At 38.2% G+C, this 15,990-nt stretch carries 12 protein-coding genes; 8 read left to right on the top strand and 4 right to left on the bottom strand.

All coding sequences use genetic code 11. The features are described 5' to 3' along the window. Nucleotides 1-350: 350 nt before the first annotated feature. From FBB35_RS33950 to FBB35_RS19735, 7 genes are all read left to right on the top strand, one after another. Nucleotides 351-494 carry a hypothetical protein gene (locus FBB35_RS33950; RefSeq protein ID WP_217481663.1) on the top strand — a complete coding sequence of 48 codons (144 nt, stop codon included), beginning with the start codon at nt 351-353 and terminating at the stop codon, nt 492-494. Nucleotides 495-504: 10 nt separating this feature from the next. After that, nucleotides 505-813 (top strand): lamin tail domain-containing protein, encoded by a 309-nt coding sequence (locus FBB35_RS33945; protein WP_302480991.1) that lies wholly within the window; start codon nt 505-507, stop codon nt 811-813. Nucleotides 814-905: 92 nt separating this feature from the next. Then, complete coding sequence (locus FBB35_RS33940; protein WP_217481661.1) at nt 906-1,094, top strand: hypothetical protein; 189 nt, start codon at nt 906-908, stop codon at nt 1,092-1,094. Between the two features lie 10 nt (nt 1,095-1,104). Then, the gene (locus FBB35_RS35530; protein ID WP_302480919.1) at nt 1,105-1,233 is read left to right on the top strand and encodes a hypothetical protein; all 129 of its coding nucleotides are present in this window, start codon (nt 1,105-1,107) and stop codon (nt 1,231-1,233) included. A gap of 63 nt (nt 1,234-1,296) precedes the next feature. Beyond that, nucleotides 1,297-1,437, top strand: a complete 141-nt coding sequence (locus FBB35_RS35835) for a bluetail domain-containing putative surface protein (RefSeq protein WP_368041850.1) — start codon at nt 1,297-1,299, stop codon at nt 1,435-1,437. 416 nt (nt 1,438-1,853) lie between these two features. Beyond that, nucleotides 1,854-3,875, top strand: coding sequence for an ATP-binding protein (locus tag FBB35_RS19740; RefSeq protein WP_174711037.1), 2,022 nt, complete (start codon nt 1,854-1,856; stop codon nt 3,873-3,875). Between the two features lie 451 nt (nt 3,876-4,326). Next, the gene (locus FBB35_RS19735; RefSeq protein ID WP_174711036.1) at nt 4,327-4,587 is read left to right on the top strand and encodes a hypothetical protein; all 261 of its coding nucleotides are present in this window, start codon (nt 4,327-4,329) and stop codon (nt 4,585-4,587) included. Here FBB35_RS19735 and FBB35_RS19730 read toward each other — a convergent pair. Both FBB35_RS19730 and FBB35_RS19725 read right to left on the bottom strand, forming a co-directional pair. Further along, nucleotides 4,556-4,723: a hypothetical protein gene (locus FBB35_RS19730; RefSeq protein WP_174711035.1), complete on the bottom strand. Its 168-nt coding sequence runs from the start codon at nt 4,721-4,723 to the stop codon at nt 4,556-4,558. The genes FBB35_RS19735 and FBB35_RS19730 overlap by 32 nt on opposite strands. A gap of 42 nt (nt 4,724-4,765) precedes the next feature. Further along, nucleotides 4,766-10,444, bottom strand: a complete 5,679-nt coding sequence (locus FBB35_RS19725) for an alpha-2-macroglobulin (RefSeq protein WP_174713713.1) — start codon at nt 10,442-10,444, stop codon at nt 4,766-4,768. 549 nt (nt 10,445-10,993) lie between these two features. Between FBB35_RS19725 and pbpC the strand changes: the two genes are divergently transcribed. Further along, nucleotides 10,994-13,351, top strand: a complete 2,358-nt coding sequence (pbpC, locus tag FBB35_RS19720; protein ID WP_174711034.1) for a penicillin-binding protein 1C — start codon at nt 10,994-10,996, stop codon at nt 13,349-13,351. A gap of 214 nt (nt 13,352-13,565) precedes the next feature. Here the strand turns inward: pbpC and FBB35_RS19715 are convergent, their stop codons facing one another. Further along, nucleotides 13,566-14,888, bottom strand: a complete 1,323-nt coding sequence (locus FBB35_RS19715; RefSeq protein ID WP_368041781.1) for a sensor histidine kinase — start codon at nt 14,886-14,888, stop codon at nt 13,566-13,568. Between the two features lie 18 nt (nt 14,889-14,906). Beyond that, nucleotides 14,907-15,973, bottom strand: a protein-coding gene (locus tag FBB35_RS19710) for an ISKra4 family transposase (RefSeq protein ID WP_174708235.1) whose coding sequence is annotated in 2 segments (ribosomal slippage) — nt 14,907-15,817 and nt 15,817-15,973 — 1,068 coding nt in all. Because the reading frame shifts where the segments join, the coding sequence is not laid out codon by codon here. Nucleotides 15,974-15,990: the final 17 nt, after the last annotated feature.

Genomic DNA, 15,990 nt, shown 5'->3' with positions numbered 1-15,990 from the left:
AATGTATAATCTAGGCAAACGGAAAAATATTGCAAATACTACTCTATTTCATATTGTAAAATATAAATTTTGCTTTCATTCCATATCAATTAATTCATAGCCAGCCTTTTTTTTGTTACATCAATTTACTATAAAAAATGTTTAGCAATTATTTTTTATTAAGGTGCAAATTTTATGAAATTAGTATGTTTAATCTAAATCTTCTAAATAATCTCAGTTTTGTCAATAAAATGCAATAGCAGTTAAGACAGTTAAAGTAAATAACAATATGGACAGTTAAGACAGTTAAGACAGTTAAGACAGTTAGTAGATAACAATATGGACAGTTAAGACAGTTAAGACAGTTAAGAATGATTAGATTCAAGCCAATCGCTACGGCTGAATTTATTAAAACCCCTGCGCCCCAGCCACCAGTTGGTGTAACTCCCACGCCTCAACCAACACCAGAATCTTTAGTCAGCGACTCGGAAGAGTTTACCATCACGGCTACTTAAAGATGTAACTATTTCCAAATTGGTTTATAAAGGTGTAGTCAAACGCACTCAAGCCGATGAATATTTAGAGATTATCAATTCTGGTAAAAGTCCAGCCAATATTTCCGGTTGGAAAGTTACTTGTGCTGGTAGCGTTAAGCAATTGTTCACCTTTCCAAAAGGAACTATATTAGAAGCTGGCAATAGTTTCCGTATTTATACCAACGAAGTACGTCCTGAAACTGGTGGTTTCTCTTTTGGGAGTAAATCTACGATTTGGAATGATGCAGGGGATGAAGCTAAACTTTTGATGCAGCAGGAAGTAATGTTTCCACTTTAGCTTATAAAAAAAATACCATTGGTGGCATCAAACAAGAATTTAAAGTTCCTCAATTAAAGTTTATTGCTAGTCATGCTGCAATTAACAAACAAATGGCTTTAGGAGGAAAAGTGACATTTACTGAGGCTTTATCTTTAGCAATTAAGAGTTTTCTTGAGGATAACAGTAATCCTAAAAGTCTTTTAGCATTAATTCTTAAAGATCCCACTGCTTTTGGTTTAGTAGCGCCAGCTGCTAAACCAATGGCTACTGAAAAATTAATTGCGTTCTTATGTGAATGAGGGCGGAACATTGAGTTTACTTCCTACTGCTAAATGTAACACTGGAGAAAACGGGAAAACAGTCGATAAAAATTGGATTTTTGAGCTATTACTAGCAGCAATTGGTGGGACAACATTCTGTGCCGTTGTTCTGCGTTAGGCTGTATCATGCCAGCGTAGGCGATCGCAGTAGGTTGGATAGAACACCATCAAACCCTATTGACTGCGATCGCTGAATGGTGCGGCGACGTTTAGCTTTGGTACTCTGACGTTCTTAGCACTCAACGACACTAGCGGCGGATTCTTGCAAAACAACAATGCGATATCGAAATCACCGGATTTACCGACAGTTCGAATAATCTAGCGATCGCATAATTGGGGAAAAATATTAGACATCTCCGAAAACTATCAAAGCCTCTTAGTAACTAGCTTACAAACTGCAAATGCAAGTATTGAGAAATAGCTGTTGTATACGATAAAATAGGCATTTGAGATATTTACTGATAACAACAAGGTCTTTAACTGCTTATTTCATTTTGTACCCTTCTCCTTGCAAAGAAGATACGCCAAGGGCAAAAGCAATAACATATCAAACGATAAATCTGATTGTTGTTTCAATACATGAGCCAATGCTTTTGTCAAGATTATTTTAGATGTGCTTAACCTACTTTATATTTGATTTATAAATATTCCATTATCTTAAAAGTTTTGAAAAGTAGATAGAGATTCTAAGTTTTTTAGGGAACTATTAGATACACGGAACAAATAATATATTCGTTTATGAACTTAAATTTACAGGCATCAAGCAAAACAGGTAAGTCAAACAATAACTGGCATGATTTTGATCATTCATCGATGAATTTCAGCTATCAATCCGCAGTGAATGCACTTGGACAAAAAGCCCTGTCAGGACTGGAATTATCATATTTGTTCCAAGATACAGTTAGTTTAATAGCTCAAATACTCAATGTTAAATACAGTAGAATCTGGCAAGTACTTTCAGATAGTAATGCTTTGCGTCAAGTAGCTAGCGTTGGGGAGAAACCTTTAGAAACAGACTCTGCTGATATTAATGTCACAACTAATCAGCAAGTACAAAAATTATTGGATAATACTCAGCTAATTGTTAATTGCAACACACCCAATTGTCAGATCGATGATTTAACTATTCCTTCTCCGCCAGATAGCGTTACTGGCTTGAGTGTCCTAATTCCAGGTGAGAGTAAGCCTTTAGGTTTGCTAGAAGTATATGCTACTGAGGCAAGAACTTTTTCTTCAGATGATGTTCATTTTTTACAATCTATAACCCATATTTTAGCAACAGCAATTGAACGCAAGCGTTCAGAAGCGTTAGTTTACACCCAAAGCCAAGTTTTAGAACAAGTTGCCTTTGGAGTCAACCTATATGAAATTTTTAACAACCTTTGTGTCTTGCTAGAGCAACAATTACCTGGGGCATATTGCTCCATTTTAGTTGTAGATGAAGAGAAGCGGCAGTTACGGGGAGGAGCAGCACCTACTCTCCCAGAAGAATTTGCTAAGGGTGTTGATGGTTTGATGATTGGTGAATGTTGTGGTTCTTGTGGTACTGCTGCTTATAGAGGAGATTCAGTATTTGTTACTGATATTGCTAATGACCCTTTATGGGCTGATTTCCGAGATTTCGCTTTGAGTTATAACATCAGAGCTTGTTGGTCATCACCTTTTACTTCGCAAACTGGTGAAGTTTTAGGGACATTTGCTATATCTCATAAATTTCCTTGTCATCCGACTCAGCATCATCTAGAAATTCTGAAAACTGCCACCCATATTGCTAGTATTGCTACAGAAACCTACAGAGCCGCAGCAGCTTTACAAAAAGCTAACAATGAATTAGAAAGAAAGGTTTTAGAACGAACATCGGAATTAAGAAAGGCTTTGCTGGACTTACAAAAAACACAAGCTCAACTGGTTCATAGTGAAAAAATGTCAAGTCTAGGACAAATGGTAGCAGGGATTGCCCATGAGATTAACAATCCAGTGAGTTTTATTGCTGGTAATCTCAGATATGCAAATCAGTATATCAATGATTTACTAAATTTAATTGCAGTTTTTCAAGAGCAGTATCCCCAAATAAATCCCACCATAGAAGCCAAAATAAAATCTATCGAACTAGAGTACTTGTGTGACGATTTACCTAAGTTAATGGCATCTATGAGTACAGGTAGTGAGCGAATTACAGATATTGTTCTGGGCTTACGCAACTTCTCACGACTAGATGAAGCAAAAATAAAATCTGTAGATATTCATGAAGGCATAGATAATACATTGATGATTCTAAATCATCAGTTGACGCTACCAAATAAATTACCTGATATTCAGGTAGTTAAAGATTATGGTCAGCTGCCTAAGATTAGTTGTTATGCCAACCAGTTGAATCAGGTTTTTATGAATATTATCAATAATGCAATTTACGCCTTAAAGGATAATATGCAATATTGGGAGTCTGCAAATAAGATACCAACTATTCAAATAAAAACTTTAGTTGTAGACAACGAGAGGCTTTTCATTAGTATCAAAGATAATGGATCTGGTATGAAATCAGAGATTCAGGAACAGATTTTTAATCCCTTTTTCACTACTAAACCTGTTGGTCAAGGAACTGGTTTAGGGTTATCAATCAGTCATCAGATTATTGTCGAAAAGCACCAGGGGAAACTAAATTGTATCTCTGCATTAGGTAAGGGAACTGAATTTCAAATTGAAATTCCTATTCAGAATTTTCAGCAGTCAGGAATAACATCAACTGACTCTTGGCCTTAAAGTTGGGCTGTATCTCTTGTATAACTACTGATGTTCTTTCGCTGTACTGGAGTTATTGCAGCGATGATTGGGCAAATGATGTTACGAGATGGACATCGCTCTAACAGAATTCCCCTGGTTAACACTGGGGAATTTAGTTTACGCCTATATATTTCGTGAGCAACTTCAACCCTAGAAGCAGCTTGCTGTGGGCTAATCCAGAGTACATAGAAAGCTTGGAGCCACTCAATCTTGCAAGATTATGATTAGAAACTGGTATAGTCTAAGCCTAATGTACATGATTCAAAAGTCTTACTATCATCACAGCTAACAAATAGCTAGTTGCTGTACAATTTATGTTGTGTTCTCTTTTAGACTCACTCATCGTTCACAATAATTGCGGTAATTTCTTCATTGAAGCAATCTTTGTTGTGATTATCGTTGCTAAAAGTCACTTATTGGGGGTGAAGTAATGGACGAGTCTAATATTAACGACAAAAACAAATTTCTTTACCTTCGTAGTAACTATTATGGTCAAGTTAAGCCAGAGAATTTAGTATTTAATGCTAACCTTCAAGAATTTGCTCAAAAAGTTAGCTATATTACCAGTCTAGAAACATCTGGAAAGCTTGAGCCAGAAGATGCTTACAAACAAATTAAAGCACTTTGGAAACAGTTGAAACACAGTAAAAAAGAATTGTTCATTGGTGAGGAACCACCAAATAAATCCTGAAATGACTCACAAAGGTAATACCAGATGCTGCTTGTTCTGTGGTGAACTTTTCATCTTTCCAACAGCGCAGCATCTGCTGTGTAACAGGTTGCTTATATACACCTGTTTCTAGGTAGTTGGTATAAGCGATATTCAAATTTTCATACTTCAATTACGATGCGATAACCAAAATCATTCATTACTTTCCATCCTCCAATATCAATGTAGACTCAGCAGTACGCCCAAATTCTTCTGGTGCATATTGCAGGTGAACTTCTGCACCAGGCCAGGAAAATGTACCAGGGGTGACAGAACGGACTAAGTAATGCAAGCTATAAACTCCTGGTTCCAGGTGGTCAGCGTAGGCGATAATGCGATCGCGGTAGATATTTCTAAAGCCAAGTTCCCAGTTATCGGCTTTTGCTTGTAATGCAGCCGTGGTAGTTTGAAAACTTGCATCCACTGCCTCAAAACCTGCTGGTAGAGGATCTTTAATTACTATATGATCCACACTGCGATCGGCGATGATTTCTAAACCAATATCAAACACCTGTCCAGAGGCTAAAGTCAAGGGTTTATCGAAAGCGTAAATCCCTATTTTTTGTAAAATTTTCTCTTCATTTACTTGACTAATTTCTCGTGTTATGCGTAACCCGTTAAATTTACCTGGTTGATTTCCTTGCAAGCGATAATTATAAGCAACCAGATAGTGCAAAGTGCCATTACCTGATTTTTGCAGTGTTAAATCATTACGACCACGAGGTAATTGATTCATTGGCACATTTAGCTTTAAGCTAGGGTTTTTGTAGCCATCAAAGCGATTTTCTCCCAACTTATTACTAGCTAATTGCACAGTGGCAATAAAGTTAGGTGGTGTGGGTTGCAGTTGACTATAATCGACCAAAGCTGTTAATGCTTGGGCATTATTATAGCTAGTTTGCCATGTACCATCCCGTCGCAGTGCCAGAAGACTTTGGAATAATTTATCTATAACTTCGGGTTTACTTTGCTTGGCAATAAATAAGCGTAAAGCTTGCGCTTGCGTCGTTGTAGATGAACTCATCCATCCCCAACTGCTGGGTAAACTTACAACTGCTGTACGTCCAGTTTCATAGATATTCTGTTGCAGTTTGTTCACTAATTGTTGAGATTCGTCTTGCCATTCTGGGAATTGAGATAAGTATAGTGCTAGTTTAATTTGAGTTACTAAATCAAAATTATTGCGCTGTTCATAAATATCTGCAAGGAAAGTATTGCGTTTGTCTCCTAAATCTGCTAAAGCGATTAAAGCATTAACTTGTAGTTGCCTTTTACAGAGTAGTTGTTTGCAAAAGTCATATTCTCCAGGATTCGCCAGAACTTTTTGTAAATAGGCTTTCAGGCGAGACAGCATTCCAGAATCAACTAAATTAGGGAACACCTGACTGGCTTTAGCCAAAGATTCACCCGCATAAGCAGAAACCCAAGGGTCGGATTTTTCTTGTCCGGGAAAAGCAGCAAAACCACCATCGGCTATTTGGAGTTTTTGTAATTGTTCAATTGCTAAATTTACTTGTTGGCTAGGATTAAATTCTGCAAATGTTTGACCATATTTTTGGGCGATAGTTTGCAAATTAGCGGCAATCATTAATTGACTCGCCGCCGGTTCTGTGAACGGCAAATCATTATCTTCTAAAACCTGCTTTGCTGGTGCTTTAATTTCCGGTATCAAAGTACTCGCCAACTGAATATCTAAACCTCCCGCATCAGGGAAGGTATTTTTATCAACATTCAGAGGAATTTTCACCTGTTTTTCAGTTATACCAGATTCAACGACTTGTTCTGTAATTTCAACTTGCTTAATTTCCAAAGGTACTTCAAAAGCATCTGCGGCTGTACCATTTAGCTGAGTCGTAAAGCGAACTTTCCCAGTTCCCACACTATCCGCCACCATTGGAAAGCGATAAGCGTGAGTTGCAGATTCGGCTTTGGTTTGCAAAGCAGTAGTTGTGGGGTTTTTCTCAGCAAACTTCACATTACCGCTAAGTTCGCCATTAATTGAGAGATTTCCTGGATTTCCGGTGTTGTTGGTGACAGATAAACCAGCGAGGATGCGATCGCCTGGACGGGCAAACTGTGGCAAGATGGCATTAGTTAGCAGTGGTTTTGTGGTGATAAACGTCGCGTCCCCATTCCCAAAACGCAGATTTCCATCGGTGGCCACAGCCATCACCCGCCATGTAGTTAAGTCATCCGGGAGTTTAAAAGTTATCTGTGCATTACCATTTGCATCGGTAAGGACAGAAGCGTTGTAGTAAGCTAAGGCTTTAAAATCGGTGCGAGTGCGAGTATTAGCTGCACCAGTTGAGAAACCACCACCATAACCCCAACCTTTCGGTTTAGCTACATCTTGCGGTTGTAATATAACATCCGCGCGATTATCGTTGAAGCGGGTAGATATTGTCTGTTCTGCATAAACTGTATCCACCAAATCTGGCGGACGATAACCAGAAAGTTGTAACACCGCTTCATTTACCACCATGACTGTAAACTGTCCTTTGGTGGGATTTCCTTGATTATCCTTCAGTTCCAGTTGTACTGTTTCTTCTGCACCAGGTTCTAATGATGCTTGCACTGGCTTAACTTGCAGTTTTAAATACTTATCTTCTAAGTTAACTTTAAAAGGTGTAAAACCAATCTTCACCAAGTTATCTAAAGTTCCTGCTTCCACTTGGTTGATGAGTTTACCTTGTCTTACTAATACAGCTTCAATGGCTGCATTGGGTAGCATTTCTGGCGTAACTTGAAATTGAATTTGTGGTGCGCTTCCCTGAACCTTGGTAATTTGCTGATAAAGGGGTTTTTCTTTAATCACTGCAAAGTACAATTCTGCATCTGGATAGGGAGATTGAATTAGTACAGTAGCAGTTTCACCAGGTTTAAACTCTTGTTTATCTAACTTAAGTTCTAAGACATCTTTTTCTTTCGAACCCCAAAATACTGGGTCTTGTCCAGTTGCCCAAATTTGTAAATCTGTCGCACTTAATTCCTTTTTTGCATCACTAAAATTCACTCTAATCCGGTATGAACCAGATTCCGGTGCTGTCAAACTTACCGATTGGGGATTGCTAGCAGATGTAATTTCTGCTTGTCCGACTGTTTTATATTCAACTTGATTTTTTGGCGTTCGGCTACCTTCAACTAATTGAGTAACGCTACTGTATTTAATCTCTTGTAATTCCAAGCGCACTCGTTGACCTGTTATCAGTTTTCCTGTAGGGTCAGTAACAATCACATCAACAGGAAAAGCCTTACCAGCATCAGTGATAAAATTACTTTTCAAACCGATAAGACGATTACTTGGTAAGGCTGTAAAAGTTTTGGAATCCGCGACAGATAGATTAGAAACATCTGCAACTTGTACATCTACTTGGTAAGTCATCGGATATGGTAAATCATTAGCCACACTCACAGTTTGACTACTTTTACCATTAGCATCTAGTTGGGTATTAGTTTGCAGCACATCACTAGATATAGTAGGAGTTTCCTCTGGCCATAACCACTGCCGACCAAAAGTAAATTCGGCCCAACCTTTGGGAATAAAATTAGCCTGTTGGCGAGTAATAAAGTATTTTGCTTCTCCACCTTCTACAGGCGCACCAAATAAATAATTACTGGTAGCATTAATATCAACTTTATCGTCAATATAAGCAAATTCTTTATCTAAGTTCAGTTCGACTTTAAAGTTCGGTGGCTTAAACTCAGCCACCCGAAATTCACCAGAAAGTTCTTGTCCATTTTTACCCTTAGCCTTGATTGTATGGTAGCCTAAGCGCTGAGTAGTCTTGATTGGCAATTCCAGAGAAAACGTACCAAATTCATTTGTAGTTTGTGTACCTAAGCTGGTCTTTTGTCCATCAGGATTTACCAAAGTTAATTGGTAAACGGCATTTTTATCTTGTTGGATTGTGCCATTTTGCAAGAAGCCAGCAAACCCAGTTAACCAAGCTTTTTCGCCTAGTTGATATAATTGCCTATCTGAAAAAATTACGCCGCGTGATTCTGGCTTACTATCTTGCCAACCTGCATCAATCCCGTAGCCATAAACGCCGCTATATTCTTCAGTTCTAGCGAATGCCCAATCTTGCTTTTCATGGGCAATTACTAATAATTGTGGTGATTTACTAGAACTTTCATTGCCAGAATAACATTGCTGTAATCCTTCACCAATAATTCTAAAAATTCCATTTTCATCAGTTTTACCAGTTGCACAAGGTACCGGTTCGGGGCGAGATTTTGCTTGTAATTTTGATTGATAAATTTCCACAGCCGCCGCTTGAACTGGCGAACCATCTGTCAGATGATTGACGCGAATTAAGCCTGACTCAGGAAACCACTGAGTAAATACGCCCAAATTCGTCAATTCAACCATTCCATAAGTAGTAGGTTCTCGCCACAGTTCCTTACCATTCTCCTGATATTTATTAGTGCGGGCTTGGACTCCATAAGCTAACATTCCTGTAGCTGCACTTATTTTTTCCCGCAGAGGAACAGCAATATCAACTGATTGATTTTTCTTACCCGATACCTTAAAGCTTTGCCAATCAGATGGTTGTGGTAATAAATCATTACTATTATTAAAATAAACTAAATCTGTCGGTTTAACTGCTCGATAAGCTGCTTTATATTTAGATTCTGGCAGATTTCCCGTAGTAATATTTAGCTGTAAATTTTTATCTGTGGGGAAAATATTTAAATCTGATGGTACCCAGATATCCCCGGCTAAATCTCCAGTATAATATTTAAGCGTTATAGGTTTACCCAAAGTTTGCCCAAACTTATCTTTGAGATTTTCGTCGATAGTAATTGTATAAGTTTGAGCCGGTTCTAGCGCATAAGGATTGATGCCAACAACTTTATCTTCATCATTTATTTGAATGATTCTAGAAATGTCTTTTGGTGCTGGATTAATAGTAATACTTTCTTTAGCTGAATCTGGCAGTAAAACGTTATTAAATTCTAGTTGAGGACTGCCTTTAATAAATCGTCCAAAAGTTCCACCTGAATCTGGCTGTCCGTAAAAGTCAATTTTTTGGAATGCTAAAGGTGAATAAGTTGCTAACTTACTGGCAAATTCTTTCTCTGTAGGGAGATTGCCATAAGCAGGACGTATTCCGGGAGAAAAGACTAGGCGATAAGAAGTTGCCTTTTCGAGATTTTGCTGTGGAATGAGATTATAAATCCAATTGCGGGCTGAAGGGTCAAATTTTTCTAAAGGATCTTCTTCATTTTTTACTGGTTTTTCTTCTTTATTTAATTCGACTTTGAAGCCTACACCCTTGCTTTGTCCTTCAGGAATTAACTGTAAATGTTCTTGTACAGAAGCTAAATTTAATTCTACGTTGGAAGTAAACTGTAGCTTTTGTTGTAAATCAATTGGTTCGATATCAGCCTTTTCGATGGGATTGACACCGGGTAAATTAGTTAGGCTGATAGATTCGGTATTGAAAGTCCAAGGTAAATCTTTATCTAGCCGATGATTTTTTAAATCGGCTAAACCTGTTTTGAGAGTGACTTGAAATCTTGTGGCTATTGGCAATGCTTTCTCAGCTTGAAACCCCACCATGCGCGGTGTCAAAAAGCGAAATTGACCGGGTAAAGGCGGCCAAAGGGCAAATTTCTCTAATATTTTCTGTTGTTCTGGATTGTCGAGACTTTCAACTGGAATTAAAGCTTCTTTAAAACGGATGCGGATTTGGCTGAGAGGTTTTGCATCGCCAATGGGACTTATTTGTTCAATCCAGTCTGGTAATTTTGGTGGTGTGAGGGGGGATACTGCTGGAAGTTGTTCTTTATTTGAGTTAATACCAAAAAAATTACATCCTGTCATCGCTAGCATGAATGTAAACAGAAGAAGAAATTGTATTTTTCTCTTTTGCCTTGAAGAATACTTAATTTTTTTTAACGTAGATGCTTCTCTACGAGACGCTACGCGAAGGGCTTGCCGCAGGCTACCGCGTTCGCGAAGCGTCCCGAAGGGAAGGACGCTAAGGAAGAGATAGAGAATTTTATGGTGGAAACTGAGTAAAAATTTGATAATCATATTTTTAGTAATTCAAAATAAAAAATTCACAAATTATAGCAAGCAAAAGTTTTCATTCCCTTATTGAGTTGCTATTGACAAGACTAATAAAGGATGCAAAACGACTATTTTTTACCCAAATTTTGAATCTAACTATGTTTATCTACATAGATAACCAATTCTGTATGATTGTTCCTAAAAATCACTACAATTCTTAACTATGAATAAGTATTTAAATTCTGCAAATTTTAATTTAAATCTGTTACGTGATTCCAAATAAATTATTAAGGATTTGACATATTTACTGATATAGATGTAATTGCTACGTCAAAATTAGAGTAGGTTTTCTTGGGCAGGGATTCCCTGATGAAACTAATTTTACGATCGCTACTCAAAATTAAGCACAGTAGCAAATTTATCCTAGCTGTGCTGGTAATCTGCCTGACTATACGCTTATTACCGTATTTTGCGCCCATTCGTGCCGCAGATATTGCCCAAAATCAGTTGGCAATGCAATTTAGCGATCGCAATGGTTTACCATTAGGAACATTGCTCACCCGTGACCAAGAACATACATCAGTCGTACCGCTAAATCAAGTTTCGCCCCAGTTTATCCATGCTATTTTAGCCGCCGAAGATGGCAGCTTTTACCATCACGGCGCGTTGGATATGAAAGCTGTTATCCGCGCTAGCAAAGAAGCCATCCACGCGAAACGAATTGTTTCCGGCGCTTCCACTATTACTATGCAGTTGTCGCGGATGTTAGATCCTGTCCCCCGCAGCTTCTCTGGTAAACTGAGTGAGATTTGGCTATCTTGGCGGTTAGCAGCAGGGATGAACAAAGATGAAATTCTCTCTGCATATATTAATCGGCTACCGATGGGCGGGAATATATATGGTGTGGAAGCAGCCGCGCAGACTTATTTTTCTATCCCAGCGAGTGAGTTAAATCTTGCCCAAGCCAGTTTGTTGGCCGCTATCCCCAATAATCCCACATACTTTAACCCTTATGAACATTGGGAACGGTTGAAGCAGCGACAAAAATACGTCCTTAATCGTATGGTAGAGGAAAAATATATTAGTGGTGCGACGGCAGCCCGAACATCTGCCGAAAAAGTTGTGTTTCAATCTCGCCCACGGGGAATTATCGCCGCACCACACTTTTTATTTTGGTTAGCCAATCAAATCCCCCCAAACCCCCTTGAAAAGCAGCCTTGGGGCGATAAATCCGTTATTCGCACGACTATAAATCGTCCTTTACAGCAGTTTGTCGAAGCACAGGTGCAACAGGTAATTTCCTCACTCGCCACTAACAATGTTCATGATGCAGCTGCGTTGGTAATTGACAACCACACTGGTGAAGTTTTGGCTTATGTCGGTTCACCTGATTACTTTAATGAAGCCAAACTAGGACGCAATGATGGAGTGCAAGCGCTACGTCAACCTGGTTCTACCCTCAAGCCTTTTGTCTATGAATTAGCTTTAGAAAAAGGTTTAATTCGCCCAAATACCATTTTGGCAGATGTCCCCGCCCGTTATGCAATTCCTGGTGCGAGACTTTATAGCCCAACCGATTATACCGAGAGATTTCTCGGCCCTGTGCGGGTGCGAATCGCTTTAGCAAATTCGTTGAATGTACCCGCAGTGAGGGTTTTAGAAAAAGTAGGTGTGGAAACTTTCTTAGAACGATTGCATCAACTTGGGTTTGAAAATCTCAATCAAACCCCAGAACATTACGGTTTAGGGTTAACTCTCGGTAGTGGCGAAGTCAGTTTATGGGAATTAGCTAGAGCTTACGTTACTATGGCACGACTTGGAGAGTCTATCCCAATAGTCAGCAAATTTTCCGATTCTCCAATCCAAAATCCAAGTTGCGCTGAAAGCGCACCAAATATGCGGTGTAACATCCAAAATTCAACGACGATATGGCAATTAATCACTAACATCCTCAGTGATAATCATGCTCGTGCCACAGCATTTGGTGTAAACTCTGTGTTAAATTTACCCTTTCCTGTTGCCGTTAAAACTGGCACTTCTTCCAATTTTCGTGATACTTGGACAGTTGGCTTCACTACCGATTACACCATCGCTACTTGGGTAGGCAATTTCAACGGGGAACCAATGCGTCAAGTTTCTGGTGTGACAGGCGCTGCACCCTTGTGGAATCGAATTATGCTACATCTGCACGAACATCAAGAACCAGCAGCTTTTCCACCTCCAGAAGGTTTAGTGCAATTACCTATTTGTGCAATTTCGGGATTACGACCAACACCAGATTGTACTTCAGTGGTGCAAGAATATTTCTATCCAGAAGATAAAACTGCCTACGAAGGTGACAACCAATTTAACTTACCACCAGAGTATAACGAGTGGTTGGCAAAACAACAGCAATCGAGTCTTGTTTCTACCAATTTGAGAATTTTATCCCCGCATCATGGCGATTTATTTTTAGTGTATCCAGGTGAAGAAACAAAGCAAAAACTCGAATTTAAGCTAGCGGGAAATAAATCTCTACCTGTGGAATGGTGGCTAAATGGAGAAAAATTAGATACAAACTCAGCTAATTCTTTATTTTGGAATTTGCGCCCTGGGAAGTGGAATTTGGAAGCGAGAAGCGGTGAAATGACTGATAAGGTAAGTTTTAAGGTGGAATTAGCTAATATTAAACCTACTCGTCGAGGATTTTCTATCAGTAATTATCAGGTAAAGGGAAATCGCCCATAATTATAATAGCAAGGGAATGCAGTACTAGAAGGCTATTGATTAAAAAAGGCAGGAATTACCTGCCTAGTTCCGTTAAACAGTTTAATGAGTGAATTATTGCAGAGCATATTGACAAAACCATTGCAAGATTATGTCAAAGATATGACTATAAATTAATACGCTTGAGTTAGCTCTAAAAATCTAGAAAATCTCAAATGAGTATATATATATTTACTTACTGCATCTGCTTGATGGGAATCTCAATTACAAATTCTGTACCCTTCCCAGGTGCAGAAATGCAATTGATTTTTCCCTTATGCTTCTCTACTATAATTTGGTAACTAATAGATAATCCTAAGCCAGTACCTTTACCTACAGGTTTAGTAGTAAAAAAAGGGTCAAACAATCTAGTCTTAACTTTCTCTGATATTCCTATCCCATTATCTTTAATACTAATAATTACAAAATCTTCATTTTTAACTTTAGTATGGATAATAATAGAATTCAGATGTTTTGCAATATCTTTTTTTAAATACTCCTCTTGCAGTTCATATAAAGCGTCAATAGCATTACTTATGATATTCATAAACACCTGATTTAATCCTCCTGCATAACATTCAACAAGAGGCAAATTACCATAATTTTTGATGATTGCAATTTCTTGCTGTTTATGATTTTCTTTAAGGCGATGCTCTAAAATTAATAGGGTGCTATTAATTCCTTCATGAATATCAACAGGTTTCATTTCTGCTTCATCAAGACGCGAGAAGTTCCGCAAAGTTAGCACAATCTCACAAATACGCTTAGTACCAACTTCCATTGAGGATAACATTTTTGGTAGATCATCAATAATAAACTCTAAATCTATCTTATGAATCAGACTAGTTATTTCTGGATTGTAATTACAATTTTCTTGCTGATATAGCTTAATTAAAGCTAGTAATTGCTGACTATATTTTCTAACATGAATTAGATTTCCATAAATGAAATTAACTGGATTATTGATTTCATGAGCAACACCAGCAACTAACTGACCTAATGAGGACATTTTTTCAGTTTGAACAAGTTGTACTTGAGTGTATTGTAATTCTTGTAATGTCTGTTCTAGTTGAAGGTTTTTGTGTTCTAATTTTGTCGTTCTCTCCGCCACTTGCATTTCCAATCTACAATTTGTTTCTTCTAAGGCGGCTTGAGCAATTTTTTTATCTTTTAAGTATTGCTGCAATAAATTCAATACCAAAAACCATGCTGGAATCAGTAGTGCTAAACTTATAACAGATTCGAAAACTGCCCAAAATATTCTTTTATAATATTCATCAACCTTCTGCTGTAACTGAAATAAGATATTACGATTTCTTTTGGCAACACCATCAGCATAAATGTGTTTCTGAGTTTCATATTCTCGGCTAGAAAGTAGTAGTTGTGCTATCTGTTTTTGATTTTTTTTAACTAACTCAAAAGATTTATATTCCATTGCGACCAAAAGCTGATTAGCAACATCAATTTTTTGGGCATCCTCATTTTGATATGCTTTAGGAGCCAGTTTGATAGGGAGCATCTCACTTTTTAAAGTGGCTCAAACTGACAATAATCCATTGAGGTAAGCACAGCGATGGGCTAGGACTTGAGGCACATTTTCTCGTTTCCATTGTGCCCCGGAAATTTTTGTTCGACGGTCAACCTGTTTAACGGCAGATTCAACTGAACCTGAACCAATTGAACAAATTTCTTCAGCTTGATAATATTCGTAGTTGATAATGCGATTGCGATGCTTATCAAGATAACGGCAAAAGTTTTGTACTTGTTTGCCTTTACAATCTGTAAATAAGGCAATAGTAGCCTCAACTTGGCCTTTCCATAGTAGATTTTGTGCTTGTTTCAAGCGTTTTTGTGAACCCCCAACTTTGTGGAGGTTTTCTATTAAATGGAACCAATCAAGTATTTCTCGACGTTGTGCATCAGGTGCTAATTGGTCAATTATATTCCAAATGCCGTCATGTCCATCACCAATACAAGTGAGTGGGCTAGCCAGTGGTTGGTCATTAACCCAATCAATCACAATCTGATTATTCTGAAATGAAGTTCCCAAGATTCCGAGATGATGTAAGCTAATTGCTTTATAGCCAAGCCATGCACATATTTGACCTTTAGGAGTTCGGACACGGATGTTTCCACCATCGACGCTTAATTCTTCAATTGTCTGTTCTGGTGTTGGCAACTCAAAATTCTGGCGATGCACTAATCTCTGTTGACTGCTGTGAGAAACCTCTATGCCCGTAAAATACTTGATGTCTGATGCCGCATCTTCATAGCTGACATTCGCACTTACCCTCAAACAACAAGTTTCTAGATATGGACTCAGTTGAGTACTTGGTGCGACTTCTAATTCAATGGCTTGTTTGCTCGTTATTGCTAACTCTCCAAGAATGCTTTTGAGCCGTCGTTGGTATCCTGCGGTTGTCCCTGTAATCGTTTCGATAAAAAAACCCCTACTTCTGGCATAACATGCTTCTGCATTTGACTCCGCACTGCTTCTTCAATTGCTGCAAGATTTGTGAGCTTTTCTTTTGACGTATCTTCATACAATATTTTAGCAATCGCCTGAATATGTTTTTGAAGAGCTTGCTTTTGTTCTGGGGTCATCGGTAAGTAAATACACT

This window comes from Nostoc sp. TCL240-02, assembly GCF_013343235.1.
In the GTDB taxonomy this organism is placed as follows: Bacteria; Cyanobacteriota; Cyanobacteriia; order Cyanobacteriales; family Nostocaceae; genus Nostoc.
Note: the sequence above shows the minus strand (reverse complement) of the source record. Positions and strands in the feature narration are given on the sequence as shown.